The sequence below is a fragment of the Blautia sp. DFI.1.216 genome (assembly GCF_020594215.1).
Taxonomy (GTDB): domain Bacteria; phylum Bacillota; class Clostridia; order Lachnospirales; family Lachnospiraceae; genus Blautia_A; species Blautia_A wexlerae.
In genome coordinates, this window is the sequence record NZ_JAJDML010000032.1 from 26,963 (window position 1) to 44,910 (window position 17,948).

Annotated in this window: 13 protein-coding genes and 1 pseudogene; 12 read left to right on the forward strand and 2 right to left on the reverse strand. The window is 39.4% G+C overall.

Going from position 1 to position 17,948, the window contains the following annotated elements; genetic code table 11:
• Nucleotides 1-153 precede the first annotated feature (153 nt).
• Both LJE11_RS20825 and LJE11_RS20830 read left to right on the forward strand, forming a co-directional pair.
• Complete coding sequence (locus LJE11_RS20825; protein WP_020993554.1) at nucleotides 154-261, forward strand: maltose acetyltransferase domain-containing protein; 108 nt, start codon at nucleotides 154-156, stop codon at nucleotides 259-261.
• Nucleotides 262-422: 161 nt separating this feature from the next.
• Complete coding sequence (locus LJE11_RS20830; protein ID WP_008706706.1) at nucleotides 423-572, forward strand: acetyltransferase; 150 nt, start codon at nucleotides 423-425, stop codon at nucleotides 570-572.
• Nucleotides 573-755: 183 nt separating this feature from the next.
• Here LJE11_RS20830 and LJE11_RS12620 read toward each other — a convergent pair whose 3' ends face one another.
• Nucleotides 756-1,781 (reverse strand): LacI family DNA-binding transcriptional regulator, encoded by a 1,026-nt coding sequence (locus LJE11_RS12620; RefSeq protein WP_008706705.1) that lies wholly within the window; start codon nucleotides 1,779-1,781, stop codon nucleotides 756-758.
• A 218-nt stretch (nucleotides 1,782-1,999) separates the two neighbouring features.
• On the opposite strand from LJE11_RS12620, the gene LJE11_RS12625 reads away from it, so the two are divergent.
• The 5 genes and pseudogenes from LJE11_RS12625 to LJE11_RS12645 all read left to right on the forward strand — a co-directional run.
• Entirely contained in the window at nucleotides 2,000-2,938 is a 939-nt protein-coding gene (locus tag LJE11_RS12625) for an ABC transporter permease (RefSeq protein ID WP_008706704.1), read from the forward strand.
• Between the two features lie 12 nt (nucleotides 2,939-2,950).
• Complete coding sequence (locus tag LJE11_RS12630; protein ID WP_022380668.1) at nucleotides 2,951-3,844, forward strand: carbohydrate ABC transporter permease; 894 nt, start codon at nucleotides 2,951-2,953, stop codon at nucleotides 3,842-3,844.
• A 19-nt stretch (nucleotides 3,845-3,863) separates the two neighbouring features.
• A complete protein-coding gene (locus LJE11_RS12635) occupies nucleotides 3,864-5,543 on the forward strand; it encodes an ABC transporter substrate-binding protein (RefSeq protein ID WP_008706701.1) in 1,680 nt (559 codons plus the stop codon).
• A 31-nt stretch (nucleotides 5,544-5,574) separates the two neighbouring features.
• A complete protein-coding gene (locus tag LJE11_RS12640; RefSeq protein WP_008706700.1) occupies nucleotides 5,575-7,059 on the forward strand; it encodes a glycoside hydrolase family 32 protein in 1,485 nt (494 codons plus the stop codon).
• A 13-nt stretch (nucleotides 7,060-7,072) separates the two neighbouring features.
• Nucleotides 7,073-7,324 (forward strand): annotated as a pseudogene (locus tag LJE11_RS12645) (PfkB family carbohydrate kinase); the annotation flags it as partial.
• Nucleotides 7,325-7,424: 100 nt separating this feature from the next.
• Here LJE11_RS12645 and LJE11_RS12650 read toward each other — a convergent pair.
• Complete coding sequence (locus LJE11_RS12650; RefSeq protein WP_227296056.1) at nucleotides 7,425-9,941, reverse strand: LuxR C-terminal-related transcriptional regulator; 2,517 nt, start codon at nucleotides 9,939-9,941, stop codon at nucleotides 7,425-7,427.
• Between the two features lie 287 nt (nucleotides 9,942-10,228).
• On the opposite strand from LJE11_RS12650, the gene LJE11_RS12655 reads away from it, so the two are divergent.
• From LJE11_RS12655 to LJE11_RS12675, 5 genes are all read left to right on the forward strand, one after another.
• On the forward strand, nucleotides 10,229-11,188 hold the full coding sequence (locus tag LJE11_RS12655; RefSeq protein ID WP_227296058.1) for a hypothetical protein: 960 nt from the start codon (nucleotides 10,229-10,231) through the stop codon (nucleotides 11,186-11,188).
• A gap of 119 nt (nucleotides 11,189-11,307) precedes the next feature.
• Nucleotides 11,308-11,919, forward strand: a complete 612-nt coding sequence (locus LJE11_RS12660; RefSeq protein ID WP_227296060.1) for a hypothetical protein — start codon at nucleotides 11,308-11,310, stop codon at nucleotides 11,917-11,919.
• A gap of 406 nt (nucleotides 11,920-12,325) precedes the next feature.
• Nucleotides 12,326-12,472 carry a hypothetical protein gene (locus tag LJE11_RS12665; RefSeq protein ID WP_227296062.1) on the forward strand — a complete coding sequence of 49 codons (147 nt, stop codon included), beginning with the start codon at nucleotides 12,326-12,328 and terminating at the stop codon, nucleotides 12,470-12,472.
• Entirely contained in the window at nucleotides 12,423-16,424 is a 4,002-nt protein-coding gene (locus LJE11_RS12670; protein WP_227296063.1) for an Ig-like domain-containing protein, read from the forward strand. The genes LJE11_RS12665 and LJE11_RS12670 overlap by 50 nt, the downstream gene beginning before the upstream one ends.
• A gap of 230 nt (nucleotides 16,425-16,654) precedes the next feature.
• Complete coding sequence (locus tag LJE11_RS12675; protein ID WP_118408637.1) at nucleotides 16,655-17,656, forward strand: helix-turn-helix domain-containing protein; 1,002 nt, start codon at nucleotides 16,655-16,657, stop codon at nucleotides 17,654-17,656.
• The last annotated feature ends 292 nt before the right edge of the window (nucleotides 17,657-17,948 follow it).

Here is a 17,948-nt window from a genome sequence, read left to right on the forward strand (position 1 = left end):
ACAGTTAAAATTAATCAAAAAATCAATCGCAAATTTTTACGATTGCATTGACAGTGATTCTCCTTATCTATATATTATTGCAGTAGGAAAAACTTATCAAGTATTCGGAAATAACTAACTTGGTAATAAAATTTTTACTGGAGGCTATCAGAAATGACAGAAAGAGAAAAAATGGTAAGTGGAGAGTTATATGATCCAACGGATAAAGAATTGGAACAATTTTTAATTTCACCTGCTTGGATGTATGTGAAGTACATATAGGAGATAATGTGATGATTGGTCCAAATGTCACATTGGCAACTCCCATGCACCCATTTTTACCTGAAGAACGTAATAGCAGAAAAAGAGAAGATGGAAGCTTTTATAATCTTGAATAGGCGAAACCAATTACTATAAAAGATAATTGCTGGCTGGCATCCAATGTGGTTGTTTGTGGCGGTGTTACCATAGGAGAGGGATGTATAATAGGAGCAGGAAGTGTTGTGACAAGGGATATTCCTCCATATAGTCTGGCTGCTGGAAATCCATGCCGGGTTATTCGCAAAATAACTGAAAAAGATCATATGGAATAAGATAATTACAATCAATATTTAGTGTATTATGACAACAACCGTTATCAGTGGAAAAGGTGAGGGAATCGGTTATGAGCAAGTAGCGAAGCGGATTACGAATATCCGCTTGAATGATAAGATTTAATATAAGGCTATTGCACTGAGTAATTAGTGCAATAGCCTTTTTGCCAAAATAAGTTAGTTTTAACTGGTTGTATTACGGCGAATCAATACCGGAGCAATCTGTTTATGGACAGGCTTTTCCAGTGGTTTAGGGGAACGTTTTTTTTGTTCTTCCATCTGTTGAACCAGAAGCTCCATGGCAGTTTGTGCAATAATATCAATCTGCTGACCAACGGTTGTGATTGGGAGAATTGCCTCACTGGCAATGGGAGAATTATCAAATCCTATGATTTCATAGAAAGAGGGTAATTCTCGGTATTTCTGGAAAATCAGGTTAAGAAACATGTTTGCATAAGTATCGTTGGCAAGGAAAATGCCTTTTTTTTGATTGGGATATTTCTCTTCTATTCTTGTAAAAATGCGTCTTATTTCATTTAAAATTTCCTGATAAGAATTACCGCTTACACTTAGATCAATATCATAAGGAACCTGATATTCTTCACAGGTTTCCTTAAATGCGCGAATACGGTCGTAAGCAGGAACTGCTTTCTCAACATTGACATTGATGTGGATCAGTATATCACATTTATCACGGATCAGCAGAGTGGTAGCCTGAAGCGCACCCATATAGTTGTCAGTGGTAACACTGCTGATATATTCCGCTTCACGTTCAATGGCAACGATGGGAATCTGATAGGAGGATAATTGTTTTGATGACAGCGTATGACTTAAAACAATGAGACCTTCAATCTGATAGGATAGGAGCTCTTCAATATATTGCTGTTCTTCTTCAGCCCCATGTTCACTGCTAAAGATGAGAAATTTGTAGTGATAATCACTGTAGCTGGACAGCAGCTGTGTCAGCATTTCAGAATAATAATGCAGATAAAGATTCGGAATAATGATTCCGATAAATTCACTTTTTCCATTCGCCAGAACTTTTGCAAGTTTATTTTTTTTATATCCAAGGGTATCAAGGGCCTGAGAAATTTTTTCCTGATTTTCAAGTGTAAGGGAATCAGGATGATTGAAATATCTTGATATTGTAGTTTTTGAAAAATGGGTATATGCTGCAATATCTGCAAATGTCACCTGTTTTTTTGACATGAAACTTATTCTCCTTATAAATAAATGCAAATATTTTTTTTAGTATAGCAATTATTATACAAAAAGGCAATATTAAAATAACCGATTACGTAACCGGTTATTTTAATGAAGAAAAGTGTTGACAGAGAGTGTGTGATGTAGTAACATCAGATTATAAAGTAACCGGTTACTTAACCGGTTTTGTGAACAATGTATGAAAGGAATGGAGGAAAAAGTGCATGAAAACAGTGCAGAACCAAGCAAAGCCCGTAAGCAAGCAGACGTGGAGAAATAAGGTTACGTATGTGAAGAAAAACTGGCAGTTATATCTTTTTTTCTTAATGCCGGGACTTTTACTGACAATCATTTTTAAGTATCTCCCGATGGGAGGGCTTTTGATTGCGTTTGAAGATTATAATGTAATCAAGGGAGTACTTGGAAGTCCATGGGTTGGACTTGAATATTTCAGACGTTTTTTATCATCACCGGATTTTATGAACTATCTGATGAATACATTAAAGCTGAGTATCTATGGATTATTATGGGGATTTCCGGTTCCGATTATTCTGGCATTACTTATGAATCGTATTCAAAAAACAGGGATCAAGAAAAAAGTACAGCTTCTGATTTATATGCCGAATTTTATATCTGTAATAGTACTTTGTGGTATGGTTCGTATGCTGTTATCACCGGTAGGACCTTTGAACAGGCTGCTTGGGATTAGCACAAACTGGATGACAATGCCATCTGCTTTCCGTACTATTTATATAGCAAGTGGAATCTGGCAGACTGCAGGCTGGGCATCTATTATGTATACTGCAGCATTATCTAATGCGAGCAAAGAGTTGGAAGAAGCGGCAGTTATGGATGGTGCAAACCTTTTGCAGCAGATCTGGTACGTGGAGCTTCCGGCGATTAAGAACATTATTGTAATTCAGTTTATCCTGCAGGCAGGAAATATTATGAGCATTGGATTTGAGAAGGCATATGCATTGCAGACAGATATGAACCTGCCGGCATCAGAAATTTTATCTACATATGTATATCGCATCGGTCTTTTGAACGGTGATTATGGTTATTCTACGGCAGTAGGTCTGTTTAATTCAGTTGTAAATGTAATTCTGTTGATTTTTGTAAACTGGGTTGTAAAGAAGCTGAATGATGGAGAGGGATTATAGGAGGAAGAGAAGATGGAGAAAAAGAAGAGAAAATATTCAAGGACAGATCGTCTGATCCTTGGAATTGGATTCACGATTCTTGGACTGTTTGTACTTTCTATTGCGATTCCAATTATATATGTAGTGCTTGCATCTTTTATGGATCCTACTGTTTTGAATAATCAGGGACTGAGCTCTGATATTAAGGACTGGACTTTGGATGCTTATAGAAGAGTACTGGAGAATGAGATGATCTGGCGCGGATTTTTGAATTCTTTTCTGTATTCATTTGTATTTACAGTGATCTCAGTTTTTGTAACATTACTGGCAGCCTTTCCTCTGTCTAAAAAAGAATTTGTGGGAAGAAAATTTTTTAATCTGATTTTTCTGATCACAATGTTTTTTGGGGGAGGAATGATTCCAACATTTATTTTGATCAATCAGCTGCATATGGTAAATACAGTATGGGCGGTTTTGATTCCGGGAGCATTTAACGTTTGGAATATGATTCTTGCAAGAACTTATTATCAGTCAATTCCGGCAGAATTAAGAGAAGCATCTGCAATTGACGGTGCTAATGAAATTCAGCATTTTTTCAAAATTATGATGCCGGTATGTAAACCGATTATTGCAGTACTGGCACTGTGGTCATTTGTCGGAATGTGGAATAGCTACTTTGATGCGATGATTTATCTGAACGATGCAAATCTTCAGCCACTGCAGCTGGTACTGCGTTCAATCCTGGTGCAGAATACTCCACAGCCGGGAATGATTGCAGATATCCAAAGCACAGCAGAGATGGCAAAGGTAGCAGAACAGTTGAAATATGCAACAATTGTAGTATCAAGTTTACCACTTTTAGTGATGTATCCATTTTTCCAGAAATATTTTGATAAAGGAATTATGGTTGGATCGGTAAAAGGCTAAAGAAAGGAATGATACAGATATGAAGAAAAACAGAGTAAGAAGTTTGCTTGCACTTGGACTTTCTTTAACAATGATGGTAAGTATAATGGGGTGTGGAAAACAGCAGAGGCTTGATGCTGAGATTAATCCGGATACACCGGTATCGGATGTACAGTTTCCATTGAAAGAAACAGAGGAGCTTTCTTTTATTACCAGTGCACCGGCCACTTCAACACAGGATCCAAATAAAAGAGTGATTTTCCAGAGAATGGAAGAACAGACAAATGTTCATATTGACTGGACCTGCTTTGTATCAGATCAGTTTTCAGATAAAAAGAATCTGGCGTTGGCTCAGTTTGGAAATCTGCCGGATGGACTGTTTAATGCAGGCATGAGTGATTATGATCTGTTGCGTTATGCAAAGCAGGGAATAATTATTCCGCTGGAAAATCTGATTGACAAATATATGCCAAACCTTCAGGCTGTGTTTGAAAAATACCCGGAATACAGAACCATGTGTACAGCACCGGATGGACATATTTACTCTTTTCCGTGGATTGAACAGCTTGGTTCCGGAAAAGAAGCAATTCAGGCCATTGGAGATATTCCTTATATTAATAAGAAATGGCTTGATTATCTTGGTCTTGAGATTCCAACCACAACAGATGAACTGGAGCAGGTACTGATTCAATTTCGAGATCATGCAGATGATCTGAAACAAGAGTTTTCCATTGAAGGTGATGTAATACCAATGTCATTTATTATCAATAACGGAGATCAGGATCCTTCAATCTTAATAAATGGATTCGGAGATGGTTATGGGGACACAGGAGATCATTTTGCTGTAACAGATGAAGGTAAGGTGATTTATACAACGGTTCAGGAAGGATACAAAGAAGGTATCAAATGGCTGCATAAACTTGTGACAGAGAATCTGATCGATCCGGAAGCATTTACACAGGAATGGTCTACTTATGTTGCAAAAGGAAAGAATCACCGTTATGGACTTTGCTTCACATGGGATATTGCTAATATAGACAACAATACGGATTATGTGATGCTTCCGGCACTGACCGGACCGGATGGAATGAGAAATATCACCAGACAGAACAACAGTGAGACCAGCGGTTTTGACAGAGGAAGATGTGTGCTTACTACCAGCTGCCGTAACACGGCACTTGCTGCCGCATGGATTGATCAGATGTATGCACCCCTTCAGTCTCCGCAAAATAACTGGGGAACCTATGGAGAGAAGGATTCCTTTAATATTTTTGAGCTGTCTGTAAACAAAGATGGCGAAAAAATGTTAAAGCATATGGACTTAGGAGATCAGTCACCGGTGGAAGTACGTGAAGCGCAATCTGTAAATGGTCCTCTCGCTATATTAAATGAATATTATGGCGTATATGTAACACAGCCGGAAGATGCGAAATGGCGTCTGGATAATATGCATGAGACATATTTACAGGATATGAACAGCAAATATGTTTATCCTAATGTATTTATGAGTATTGATGATACAAACAAAGTGTCACAGTATGATACAGATATTAAGAAATATGCAGAACAGAAGAAAGCAGATTGGATCCTGAACGGAGGAATTGATGAAGAATGGGATTCTTATCTGAAAAAAATGGAGAAGTACGGGCTTTCCGATTACCTTTCAATCAAGCAAAAATATTTTGACCAGTATCAGGATTCATTAAGCAGTGAAAAATAAGAGAAGATATCATTTTGACAGGAGGAACTATATGAGCGAAATGTTGGAAAAGGCAAGAAAATATGAATTTATACAGGGACAGCAGATCAAAGAGGAAGAAAGACCAGCCTTTCATATAACTCCTTATGTTGGCTGGATGAATGATCCAAATGGATTTTCCTATTATAAAGGAGAGTATCATTTGTTCTACCAGTATAATCCGTATAGCACACATTGGGACAGTATGCACTGGGGACATGTAGTGAGTAAGGATTTATTGCATTGGAACTATGTTCCGACTGCATTGGCACCGGATGAAGATTATGATAAATTCGGCTGTTTTTCAGGAAGTGCCATAGAATTAGAGGATGGCAGACAGTTGCTTATGTATACTTCTGTAAATCAGGAGAAACTGGAAGACGGAACTGTAAGGGATATTCAGACACAGGCAGTGGCAGTTGGAGATGGTAAGGATTATGAAAAGTATGATAAGAATCCGGTTCTGACAGCCAAAGATCTTCCAAAGGGGGCTAGTAAAGTAGACTTTCGTGATCCCAAAATCTGGAAAGGGAACGATGGAAACTTTTATTGTGTTATAGGAAGTCGTCCGGCTGATGGAAGCGGACAGATCCTTCTTTACAGAAGTAAAAATGGCTTTGAATGGGAATTTGTAAGCATTCTGGCAAAGAATCAAAATCGTTATGGAAAAATGTGGGAATGCCCGGATTTCTTTGAATTGGACGGCAAATATGTGCTTCTGACAAGTCCACAGGATATGCTTCCGGAAGGATTAGAATTTCATAATGGAAATGGAACGTTATGTATTATTGGGGAGTTGGATCCTGAGACACATACTTTAAAGGAACAGTTTTGTCAAGGTGTTGATTACGGAATTGACTATTACGCAATGCAGACACTGCTTGCACCGGATGGACGAAGAATTATGATCGCCTGGATGCAGAACTGGGATACGCTTGCATATCGATGCAATGACTCTGGATGGTTCGCACAAATGAGTCTTCCAAGAGAACTGTCTGTTAAAAACGGAAGATTGTATCAGGTTCCGATCAGAGAACTTAATGCCATGCGCGCAAACAAAGTCGAGTATAACAATGTTGTGATAAAAGATACCAGGCTCACACTGGATCAGATTGAAGGACGAACGGTAGATCTGGAACTTGTGATACGACCGGCAGATAAAGACAATCTTTATAAAAAATTTGAACTCTGTTTTGCAGAGAATGAGAAATATCATTCTACATTATGTTTCCGTCCGGATGAATCTGTTTTAAAAATCGATAGAAAATTCTCAGGAAGCGAACGGGCGCTGGTTCATCAGAGCAGTTGTCTGGTAAACGGTGACAGCAATGAACTAAAACTGCGTGTGATTTTGGATAAGTTTAGTGTGGAAGTATTTATTAATGACGGCGAGCAGGTTATGTCTGCGGTTATTCTTACAAAGCAGGAAGCAAAGGGGATTTCTTTCTTTGCTGATGGTGCAGCTAAGCTTGATATAGTGAAATATGATTTATTATAATAAAGCGTTCTAAATGGGACATAATACAGCATTTATTGGTAAGGTTGGTAATGATTTTTTTGGAGATCAGTTGAGAGCAGCCATAAAAGAAGCAGGAATTGATGACATTGGATTATGTACAGATGAAAAAATTCATACTACGCTTGCTATGGTACATACATATCCGGATGGAGATAGGGATTTTTCCTTCTATCGTACTCCGGGAGCAGATATGATGCTGAATAAAACTGAGATTCCCGAGGATATTCTCAAGGAAACAGAAATGCAAATAAGTAAAAAACTTTAAATTTATAATTCTTGCAAAATAGCAAGGAAATCGCAAGACTTTGGTCATGTGGATTTCCTTGCTTTTTTTTCTCAAAGTGTCAGGTAAGGCCCTTGTTTATGGAAGAAATCAGCTCTGCCAGTTGTTTCCTTTTGGTGCGTGTATCACCGTTGATCATCAACTTGGAATAAATCTGGTTGACATATTGTTTCACAGTGCCTTCAGAGAGAAATAACCTTTCGGCAATTTCGCGGTTGCTTAGACGGTCAGTGATCAAAGCTGCGATTTCTGCTTCTCTGCTGTTCAGCATATTTAGGATCTCAGGTCTGGAATTACGGCTGGACAGGCGGAGGCAGTGTTGTTCATAAACAGAACCAAGGGAAAGGATCCGGTCTGTGAAAAGCTCTGATGCTATGGAATTAATACTGCTCAGCACGTCCTTGATATAGGTATAATTTTCTACAAACGGAATCAGAAAGCCATCCGGCATGGCGTGTCCTAAGGCTTTCAGCAGAAGCTGTCGTGCATCATGATGTTTGCCCAGCATTGCGTAAGCAGCAGCGGTCTGGATCTGAACGTGGAGAGACACAAGTTCATAGTGCATTTTCTCACAGACAGGCAGAAGCGTTTCGCTTCTGCCTATAACTTTTGCGTACATTTTCTGTGAAAGAAAGACCTGATTCTCGATCATTTCCATCATAGGTCTGCAGGGAGAAAGAAAGCTGACAGTGGATAACATATGGTCTTTAAATAATGCAGGAATCTTTTCCGGCATTCTAATTAATGCATAGTAGTAAGCATAAGTACTGTCAAAAATATTCAGCCACATCATATTGTGGAGAGACAGAAGCTCCTTACGCTTTACTTCAGGGTTCTTCACAAAGGTGACACTCTCCTGAAAAAGGGAAAGCCTTGCAGCAAGGAAGTCACAGCAGAGCGAAATATTGTGCTGTCCGTTTGATGCAATGGTGGAATAAGTCTGCTCCAGCAGAATCTGTGCATCTGAAAAATTTCCCTGCATAAATGCTGCCTCTGCATTCATGAGCAATTCCGCACCCTGTCCATGTCCCTGGGTAATCCTGTAATAGTGGGGCATACATTCATTCATAGCTGTCAGTTCTGCATCCAGGGTTCCGGATCTGCGGTGAAACATCATCAGAACAGAAGGAGAACCGAAGGTCCAGCTTCCTGTTTTGCGGATACTGATGGCAGGTCTGGTCATTTTGGAACTGGCCTGACGGTGCAGAACGCTCATGCCGGTGATATCGTTATACATCAGAAAACTCATAATGAGATCACATTCTCCGGAGAGATTCTTTCTCTCATCTTCGGACAAAGTGTTATCTTCAGCTATGGTATCTGTCAGAAGCTGCTTCAGTTCCAGCATTTTGGGAATCTGATGCCAGGTAAACATACGGCGCATTAATACGAGAAGGGCCAGAGGCCTGTTCTTCAGGATTTCTGTTGGACAGACATCAAGAAATGCGAGAACCTTTTCCGGCGAAAGAGAAGCCAGGAGGATTCCTGCATCCTTTTGGATAACAGCAAGTGCTGCATCATAGTTAAGAGCCTTGTTATAGGCAGCAAGTGCCTGCAGAAACTGTCCCCGGGATTCATACCATTGTCCGTAACGATTCCGGAAATCTGTCTGTTTTTCATGGGAAAGCATGGCAAAGGCACGCTGTGTACATTCCTTCATCATATGGTGAAAACGGAAGCTGACTCCATCGGGCAAAGGAGTGATAAAAGCATTCTGTCTGGTCATAAGGGAAAGAATCTGTCCGGCTTCCGGATTCCCTGTAATAAAAAGAGCCATCTCAACGGTAAATTCATCTGCAAGTCCCATAACAGTGAGAAATTCCTGCTGCGCATCAGAAAGAGGTGCGATCATGGCAGAGGAAAACATATCATAGATATTAGAAGTATGGTCAGGAAAATGTCCGCTTTCAAAAAAGGTACAGAGATTCAGATAGACTGCAGAGAACCATCCCTCACTGGAATAGAGAAGCGTGTTCAGCTGATCTTCGTTCAGGCTGGCACCGCAGCGATGGGTATAGACAGAAAGCTCCCGGCGGTTCAGACACAGATCCCTGGTATGGATCTGATATAACTTTTTGCCAAGACGGAGAATCTCTTTTCCGGACAGAAAAGCATTTCTGCCGGATACGATCAGGTGGATATTTTCAGGCAGTCTGTTGGCAAGCATACAAAAAAAATCTGCAACATGAGGTTCACCCAGCAGATGAAAATCATCAATAAAAATGTAGTAAGAGGTCTGACCGCTCAGGGAATAACAAAGCTCATCAGCAAGCATCCCGGCACTGGCAACATCTGAGGGGCAAACATAATTATCCAGAAAATCAAGCCCTGCAAAGGCAAATGCCTTCTGAACGCTCTGCCAGAAAACAGACAGATTATCAGAATAAATACTGATCCGGATCACACAGGAATTTCCGTTTTTGCTCTGTTTGTCCAGATACCAGTTGATAGCAGTTGTTTTTCCATATCCCATGGGAGCGGTCACAGCAGTGAATGCAGATTGTGAAATCGGCTTCAGATTCTCCTGCAGACGCTCAGAGATGTAAATTGTATTCAGATTATATTTCTTTTTAGACATCTGTAAAACCCCTCACTTGATACGATATGTTTTATTTTAGCATACAAAGTATCAAAATGAAACTTTTTCCCAGGTGGTTTTTCAGGCAATATCGGCCACTGCTTTTGCTATACGGGGACACTTTTTGGTTCCAGGTTCCTTCTGAAACGTTTCTCTATCAGATAATTCGTATGGAACCTTCAAAAGTCTATGATTATGTAATTACATTTTACTTGAAAAATTAAACAACATATGATAAATTATAAATGTGACGTAAAAAAAGTCACATTTATAAAAAGGTGATTAGTATGAGAGAATTTTTGGAAAAAACATTACGGCAAAATGTAATAATGACAGAGAATAAAGAGGTATATAAAAAACTTCCATTAGCATATCGTGGAAGATATGACATTTTTACAGTAGAGACTAATGGTGTATTATGGATGGCTATTCATCCCAAAGATGATATCGGACTTGTTGTTTTGCGTAGAGACAGAGCTGGCGTGGAAAAAATAACAGGATTAAACTGTGCAGTTTTTCTTGATCGAACAACATTTTATATAAAAGAAAAGATGATAGAAGAAGGAATTCCTTTTGTAATAGATAGGAAGCAGGTATTTCTCCCGTTTATTGGATATTTGCTGAGTAAAGAAAATGAAAGAGAGTTGGCACCAGTTCATTTGATTTCATTTTTGACGCAAAAAATGCTTCTAATAGCCATTTATGAACGATGGAATGAAGTAAAAGTATCTGATGCGGCGAAACGATTGGAAGTGTCAACAAAATCTGCAAGCCGGTGTTTTGATGAACTGGAATATTTAAATATTGATGTGTTGGGTATGAAAGGTAAATCAAGAGTCATCGATATTCCGGATGAACGAGAACAATTATGGCAGCAGATTAAAAATGTATTAAGAAATCCGGTAATTCGAAGATTTATTTTGAGAGAAGATATAAAATTTGAAAAGAAAGCAGGTATTTCTGCTTTATGTGAGTATTCTCTTTTGTCCGATAATGTTTATCCTACTTATGCCGTGACGAAGAAAGAACTAAAAGATAGTGGAGTGAAAACGGAAAAACAAGTGAGTGAATTGGAAGAAATTGGCTGTATTGTTTTGGAACTGGGATATTTCATTGATTTTCTGGGAAAAGGATTTCAAGATCCTTTAAGCGTAGTACTGTCACTGACAGGAGATGAACAGGAAGAGGAACGGGTTGATATTTCTATTAATGAGATGTTGGAGGAATATGTATGGTCAAAGGATTAGATACATTTTGAAAGTACTTTGCAGATTATGAAGAACAGTATGTTTTAATAGGTGGCGCAGCCTGCGATATTCTTTTTGAGAGCAATGAAGTGAATTTCAGGGCTACAAGAGATCTGGATATGGTTTTGATTGTTGAAGCATTAACTCCGGAGTTTGGAGAGATGTTTTGGAAGTTTATCGTTGATGGGAAATATAGAAACAAAGCAACAAATGGTAATACTCCTCAATTCTATAGGTTTGATAAACCAGAAGACGATAAATTTCCGAAAATGATCGAATTGTTTTGTAGAAGCGATTTTGAACTTAAAAGCGCGGAAGGAATTACACCGATACATATTGATGATGAAGTATCCAGTTTATCAGCAATTCTTTTGAATGATGATTACTATAAGGCACTTCTTAATGGAAAAGTTATAAGAAATGGACTTTCTGTTCTAAGACCAGAATATATAATACTTTTCAAGGCAAAAGCGTATCTTGATTTGAAAAGTCGAAAAGATTTAGGTGAAAAAGTGGATTCCAGTGACATAAAGAAGCATAAAAAAGATGTTTTGCGTATTGCATCGGAACTTATACTTGAAAAAGTAGAAGGATTGCCGATTGCAGTAGGTAATGATATACATAGTTTTATTGACTTGCTGGAGCAAGAACCATTTGATCAAAATTCATTGAAAAGATATGGCCTGAAAAATGAGGATATTATGGAATTGTTAAAGAAAGTATTCGGATAAAAGTGCTCTTTATCTGTCACGGCAGGACTATGGAATATCAGACAGAATGAACTGGAATGGGGATAATCGTTAAAAGGTATTAAAGGAAGAATATGGATATTATTATGGCGTGTGAGGAGCGAGACTTGCACGCCTTTTTGATATAAAACTACTTGCTTTTTTTTGCGTGAAAGAGTGATATATAGGATCAACTTAGATAATTGAGAAACCATACGGTCAGCTGACACACTTTCATGTACAGGGGCACTTTTTGGTGCCGAAAAGTGCATTATCAAATGAGAGAAAATCAGTTATAATTACAGGTAACAGAAACCTGATTGGACTGTGAAATGACATTGCGGTCAGGAGTATGCAGAAACAGCGGATGCACATATCCACCAGATCAGGATCAGAAGGAGGGATTTCAATGAAGAAAAGGATATTATCAGGAATACTTGCACTTACAATGTGCTTCTCCATGACACCATCCATAGCATGGGGCAGTGACATGACGGAATTCTCGGATGGGGGGGGCATCCGGGGAGACAGAAGAGAAAGAGGTATTTACAGATGAGCCGGAGGTAGAGGAGGAGAAAGAACAGCCGGCAACTACTGCAGGAGTGCCGGAGGTGGAAAATGGGTTCAGTGACGGAGAAAATGTTTGTGGTTTAGTGGATAATGGTACAGCAGCAGAAAATATTAATCAAGGTCAAAAACATATAGTACATATTAAAAATGTTGAGCCATTTCCAATAGAACGACAGACGATAGTTGATATAATTAATAATCATGATGGAACCGTGACAATTGGAGTTGATCCTGATGTTTATATTGGAGATCAAAAGGATACGGGAAAATATAAAGTCATGTACTATCAAGCGTCTGTCGGAATTGGAACGGATGGAAAGAATCCAGAAAGTAACGATACGCAACAAATGTTCCGTAATAATCAATATTTATATGTTCCTGTTAATCGTAAAATAGGGATAACTGAAAAGTTTATTAATATATTTCTCTGTATTGAAAGTTCAAAATATTCAGGCTATTATTATGAAGCAGCAGTACAGAACAATATTGTTAATCCTACAAAAGTTGTTTATGATTTAGATGGTGGAACGGACGGACCGCCAACGGACTGGGTATGGTCGAGGGATTGCCAATGGGGCAATGGCCATGAAAAAATTCCCCAAAAGACAGGTTACAGATTTGATGGTTGGTATACTGGAAAAAACGGTCAAGGAAACAGAATTGATTCCGTTCAAGATATTTCTTATCCATATCCAAGAGAAATAACATTGTATGCAAAATGGGTTCATGTGCATTCCTGGAACTATAGTTTAAGTGGCGATACTCTTAAGGCATATTGCTCAAATGCAAATTCACCATGTGAATATTATGGAACAGGTTCTGACAATGCACAGGCAACAGTTTCACTTAAGCTTAATGGATTTGATAACAATAACTGTGCTGAATATGGCAGTACCTATTCTGTAACATGTGATAATACTTCTCCGTCAGAAATAGGGGCAACAATAGGATCAATCATATATGCAGGCCGTGACGGGACCACTTATCCGGAAAGTTCAGTACTTCCCACTTCCACTGGAAAATATAAAGCAAAAGTAAACATTGCACTGCCTGGAGAACAGAACTCAAAAGAGATATCTGCTGATTTTGAAATAAAACCACGTCCGGCACAGCTTAACTGGAGCAGTTCAGAATTAACTTATAATGGACAGCTCCAGACAGTCACTGCAAGGGTGAGAAATGCCCTGTCCGACGATACATTTAAACTGACATATGTAGCTGATGAAATTTATACAAATACCGGAAAGAATGCCCGGAAGTACACGGCAAAGGTTACAGCTCTCGGAAATACCAATTACAGTCTCAGCGAAGACGAGAGCGTACATCCATGGGAAATAAAAAAAGCACCGGTTACCTTAACGGTTGTTTTAGATGAGTTCACATATGGCGAGCAGCCAGTTATAAAATTGCAAGGGGCACCATCCGACAGTAAGGTGATCTATCAATACAAAGTTAAGGATAAGGATGACAGTACTTATGTTGGTATAACGGAAGAAGGCCTGAAAAAACTTTCTGCCGGAGAATATACCTTAAAGGCAGTGGTGAAAGAAACAGAGAATTATAAGGGATTTTCTGCTACCTGTGATTTTAATGTTAAAAAAGCAAGTGCTACAGATTCCTATTCCAAAGTCGATATCGAGGGATGGACATATGGCTCCTATGATGGAAAGAAAAATGCACCGTCAATAGCTTCAGACCTGAACCCGGAAAATCAGACAGTCCAGTACACTTACTATACAGATGGGGCATGTACCACGCAGACTTCAACTGAAAACGGAGCAGAAGCGGCAGGTGGAGTACCGAAGAATGCAGGCACCTATTATGTAAAAGCCCAGATACCGGAATCTGCCAATTATAATGCCGGAACAGCAACCGGTTCATTTGAAATTAAACCCAAAGAAGTAACAGTGAAACCGGATGATTTACACAAGCATATCGGCGGGGAGGAACCTCAGCTTACTTATACCACAGACGGCATCGTTGAAGGTGAAACACTATCTGGGATCACATTGCAGAGAGTATCAGGTGAGGATGCCAGAAAATATGAAATTACAGCCACAGAAACAGCAGGTGCAAATCCGAATTATACTGTCACACGAGAGAAAGGCACCTTTACAATTGAGGACCATAACTGGCCAAAAGACGGAAAGATATTAAGCCCTGCAACTTCATGGTCAGAAGGAATGCAGGAGCGAACCTGTACAGCACCAGGCTGTGGTCAGAAAAGATATGATTCCATCCCGAAACAGGATGGAAAACCGGCGGATCCCTATGCAGATAAAATAGATAAATATATCCAGATATTTGGCTCAGAAATCACAGCAGCAGCTCTGGACAATGAAGAAACAATCCTTTTTGGACTTTTCCCGGGAAGTGATAAAACCAGAATTGATAATGGATCAGGAGCTAAAGTATGGCTTGAAATCAATCATGTTAATAATCTTGATCCTGCATGGCAGAATTTAATCAACATGGAAATAGAAAAGACAGTGGGAAAAAATGCAGACCAGATTTTATTCGACATAGATTTATACAGACAGCTTGCGGGTGAGAACAGGGTACTTATTACAAATCCGGGTATCAATATGAATATCAGGATTAAAATCCCGGATAAAATGATTAATAATCAGCCTTATACCATCCGGGATTATAAAATTCTCAGACTGCATAAGGACAGTGCAACGAATCAGGCAACTGTTGATATATTAGATTCTGTCTTTAACAGCAGTACTAACGAGCTTACCTTTAAGTCAGATAAATTCTCCATTTATGTACTGACTTACAAAGACACCTACTATTCCCCAAGCTACCCGGTAACAGGCATTAAGGTATCTCCGGATACTCTTACCTTAACAAAGAAAGATGAAACCGCCCAACTTACCGCAGAGGTGACACCGTCTTATGCAGACAATAAGCGTGTAACCTGGCAATCCAGCGATGAGAAAGTAGCAACTGTAGATGAAAACGGCAAGGTAACAGCAGTTGGAAACGGAACTGCCACCATTACCGCAACATCTGTAAGCGGCAGTTATACAGCGACAGTTTCCGTAACAGTGAAAATCCCTGTGGAAATCCAGAAGCTCACCATAGAAGCAGAGAAAGAAACCCTGACAAAGATTGGTGAATCCACAGAACTGAAAGTAAAGATCGAGCCTGAAAATGCAGATTTACAGAAACTGATCTGGAAATCCGATAACGAAAAAGTTGCCACTACAGATGAAAACGGCAAGGTAACAGCAGTGGGAAATGGAACTGCAGAGATCACAGTTACAACAGAGGATGGAAAAATTACAGCTTCCATTATGATCACAGTGAAAGTCCCGGATGAACCCACGATCAATAAGACCACAGGCTTCAGAAGGTTAAGAGCCCGTTCTGTAAAACAGACAAAAACTTCTGTGACATTGCAGTGGAACATCATTAAGGATGCAGATGGATATTTCATATACGGCAACCGCTGTAATACAGGTACAAAGTCTTACAAGTACAGGAAGCTTGCCACTATCACCGGTGGAGATATCAGCACATGGACCCAGAAGGACCTGAAAAAAGGTACTTACTATAAATATGTGGTAAAAGCCTACAGACTGGTAAATGGCAAAAAGGTAGTGACAGACACATCCATATCTGTACATGCAGTCACCGGAGGCGGTAAATACGGAAATGCAAAAGCTGTTTCCGTAACCCAGATTGGAAATAAGAGGAATGTTTCAAAGATCACCCTGAAAATGGGAAAAACCGCACAGATAAAAGCAAAAGAAGTAAAGAAAGATAAGAAGATCGAACGCCACAGAAAACTCTGCTACGAAAGCAGCAATACAAAAGTAGCCACCGTTACCCCGGATGGCCTTATCAGGGCAACAGGCAAAGGAACCTGCACAATATGGGTATATGCACAGAATGGCATATACAAAGCTCTGAAAATCACTGTAAAATAATCCTGATGGAAGTTTTCAATGTGAAATAAACAAATACCGGATTGAGCCAAACAGGCCTGATCCGGTATTTGTTATGTTATAGGAAATTACTCCGTAATGTTCCTATAACATAACAAAACCCTTCGGGCAGGATCGCACTGCGGCGAGAATTTATAAGTGTTATAGAAAAAACAGGAAAAAGGTGGTAATATAAAAAAATACAGAGAGAAAGGACGTGGCAGAGCGGACATATGACGGAAAATACAGTATTACCACTGATAAATACAGCATTTGAGCCAGGAAATGCAAGAAAAGCAGCAGAGAGTTTTGCAGACAGAGATTTCCGGGAGATCGCTATTGCAGAATTTTATTATTTCACAGGGCAGGCGCAGAAATGCAGTGATCTGGTGGAGATTTATATTATGAGTTCCCGGCTGGAACTGAAGCTGTCTGCATGTATGCTCTATGTGTACTCTAATCTTACGCTGGGAAATGCGAAGGCATCCGAACGTGGCCTTGAGATCATCCGGGAATGTCTGAGAAAAGAGATGGCAGCTCCCACTTCTGAGAGAAATACAGCATATTGTGTATTTGCAGGATATATGGGAACCGTTCTTTTACACCTCTCTACAGAGGAACTGCCGGATATGAAGAAATATATGAGCAGTCTGCCTCAGGGACTGAGAATTTTTGCTGCCAATGTAATTTCCCATGACCTTTATCTGAAAGGTGAATACAGCAGAGCGCTGGGAATCTGTGATGCGGCACTGTTTTCCTGTAAAGAAATTTATCCTGTTGGGATGATATATCTTTACTGTGTGACTGCTATGTGTGAAATCAGTCTGAAGAATCAGGCAGAAGCAGAAAAAGCCATACTCACTGCCTGGAAACTGGCAGAGAAGGATGAGCTTATCGAGCCGTTTATCGAACTCCACGGACTTCTCCAGGGACTTCTGGAGTCCTGCATCCGCAAAGAAAATCCGGAGATGTACAGAAAAATATCGGATGCAGTTATTACCTTCAGCCGTGGATGGATGGCGGTTCACAATCCTGCATCAGACAACCCTGTGACAGACGCTCTGACTACCATGGAATTTTCCATTGCCATGCTGGCCTGCCGGGACTGGAGCAACCGGGAGATCGCAGAACACATGGGGGTATCCCTAAACACAGTGAAGCATTATCTTACAGATATCTTTAACAAGCTTCATGTCAAAAAGAGGGATGAATTAAAGAATTTCGTATTAAAATAATCAGGAAATCCACGAAGATACGATATTTGCCCTGCGTAACCATCCGCTGATGCCGCAGGATATGAAAATACATAGTAATAATGCCTAAAAACAGAGGATACATTTTTAGTAAAAAACGCTTTTGAATAACTGCGCGTCGCATTCTCGTTACTTTAGTGATACTTAAATGAAAAACTAAATTCCAGTTGTAGACTTTTAAGTAGAATTGGAATTTAGTTTTTCATTTAAGTTTACTTTAGCCTGCAAATAAAAAGTCAATACTAAAATTGAAGAAAGTTAAAAAACTTTACAG

Excerpts from the sequence above, each read along its gene's own strand:
- LJE11_RS12640 (WP_008706700.1), top strand. The coding sequence starts at position 5,575 with ATGAGCGAAATGTTGGAAAAGGCAAGAAAATATGAATTTATACAGGGA.
- LJE11_RS20825 (WP_020993554.1), top strand. The coding sequence starts at position 154 with ATGACAGAAAGAGAAAAAATGGTAAGTGGAGAGTTATATGATCCAACG.
- LJE11_RS12635 (WP_008706701.1), top strand. The coding sequence starts at position 3,864 with ATGAAGAAAAACAGAGTAAGAAGTTTGCTTGCACTTGGACTTTCTTTA.
- LJE11_RS12620 (WP_008706705.1), bottom strand. The coding sequence starts at position 1,781 with ATGTCAAAAAAACAGGTGACATTTGCAGATATTGCAGCATATACCCAT.
- LJE11_RS12675 (WP_118408637.1), top strand. The coding sequence starts at position 16,655 with ATGACGGAAAATACAGTATTACCACTGATAAATACAGCATTTGAGCCA.
- LJE11_RS12655 (WP_227296058.1), top strand. The coding sequence starts at position 10,229 with ATGAGAGAATTTTTGGAAAAAACATTACGGCAAAATGTAATAATGACA.
- LJE11_RS12625 (WP_008706704.1), top strand. The coding sequence starts at position 2,000 with ATGAAAACAGTGCAGAACCAAGCAAAGCCCGTAAGCAAGCAGACGTGG.
- LJE11_RS12630 (WP_022380668.1), top strand. The coding sequence starts at position 2,951 with ATGGAGAAAAAGAAGAGAAAATATTCAAGGACAGATCGTCTGATCCTT.
- LJE11_RS12665 (WP_227296062.1), top strand. The coding sequence starts at position 12,326 with ATGAAGAAAAGGATATTATCAGGAATACTTGCACTTACAATGTGCTTC.
- LJE11_RS12650 (WP_227296056.1), bottom strand. The coding sequence starts at position 9,941 with ATGTCTAAAAAGAAATATAATCTGAATACAATTTACATCTCTGAGCGT.
- LJE11_RS12660 (WP_227296060.1), top strand. The coding sequence starts at position 11,308 with ATGGTTTTGATTGTTGAAGCATTAACTCCGGAGTTTGGAGAGATGTTT.
- LJE11_RS12670 (WP_227296063.1), top strand. The coding sequence starts at position 12,423 with ATGGGGGGGGCATCCGGGGAGACAGAAGAGAAAGAGGTATTTACAGAT.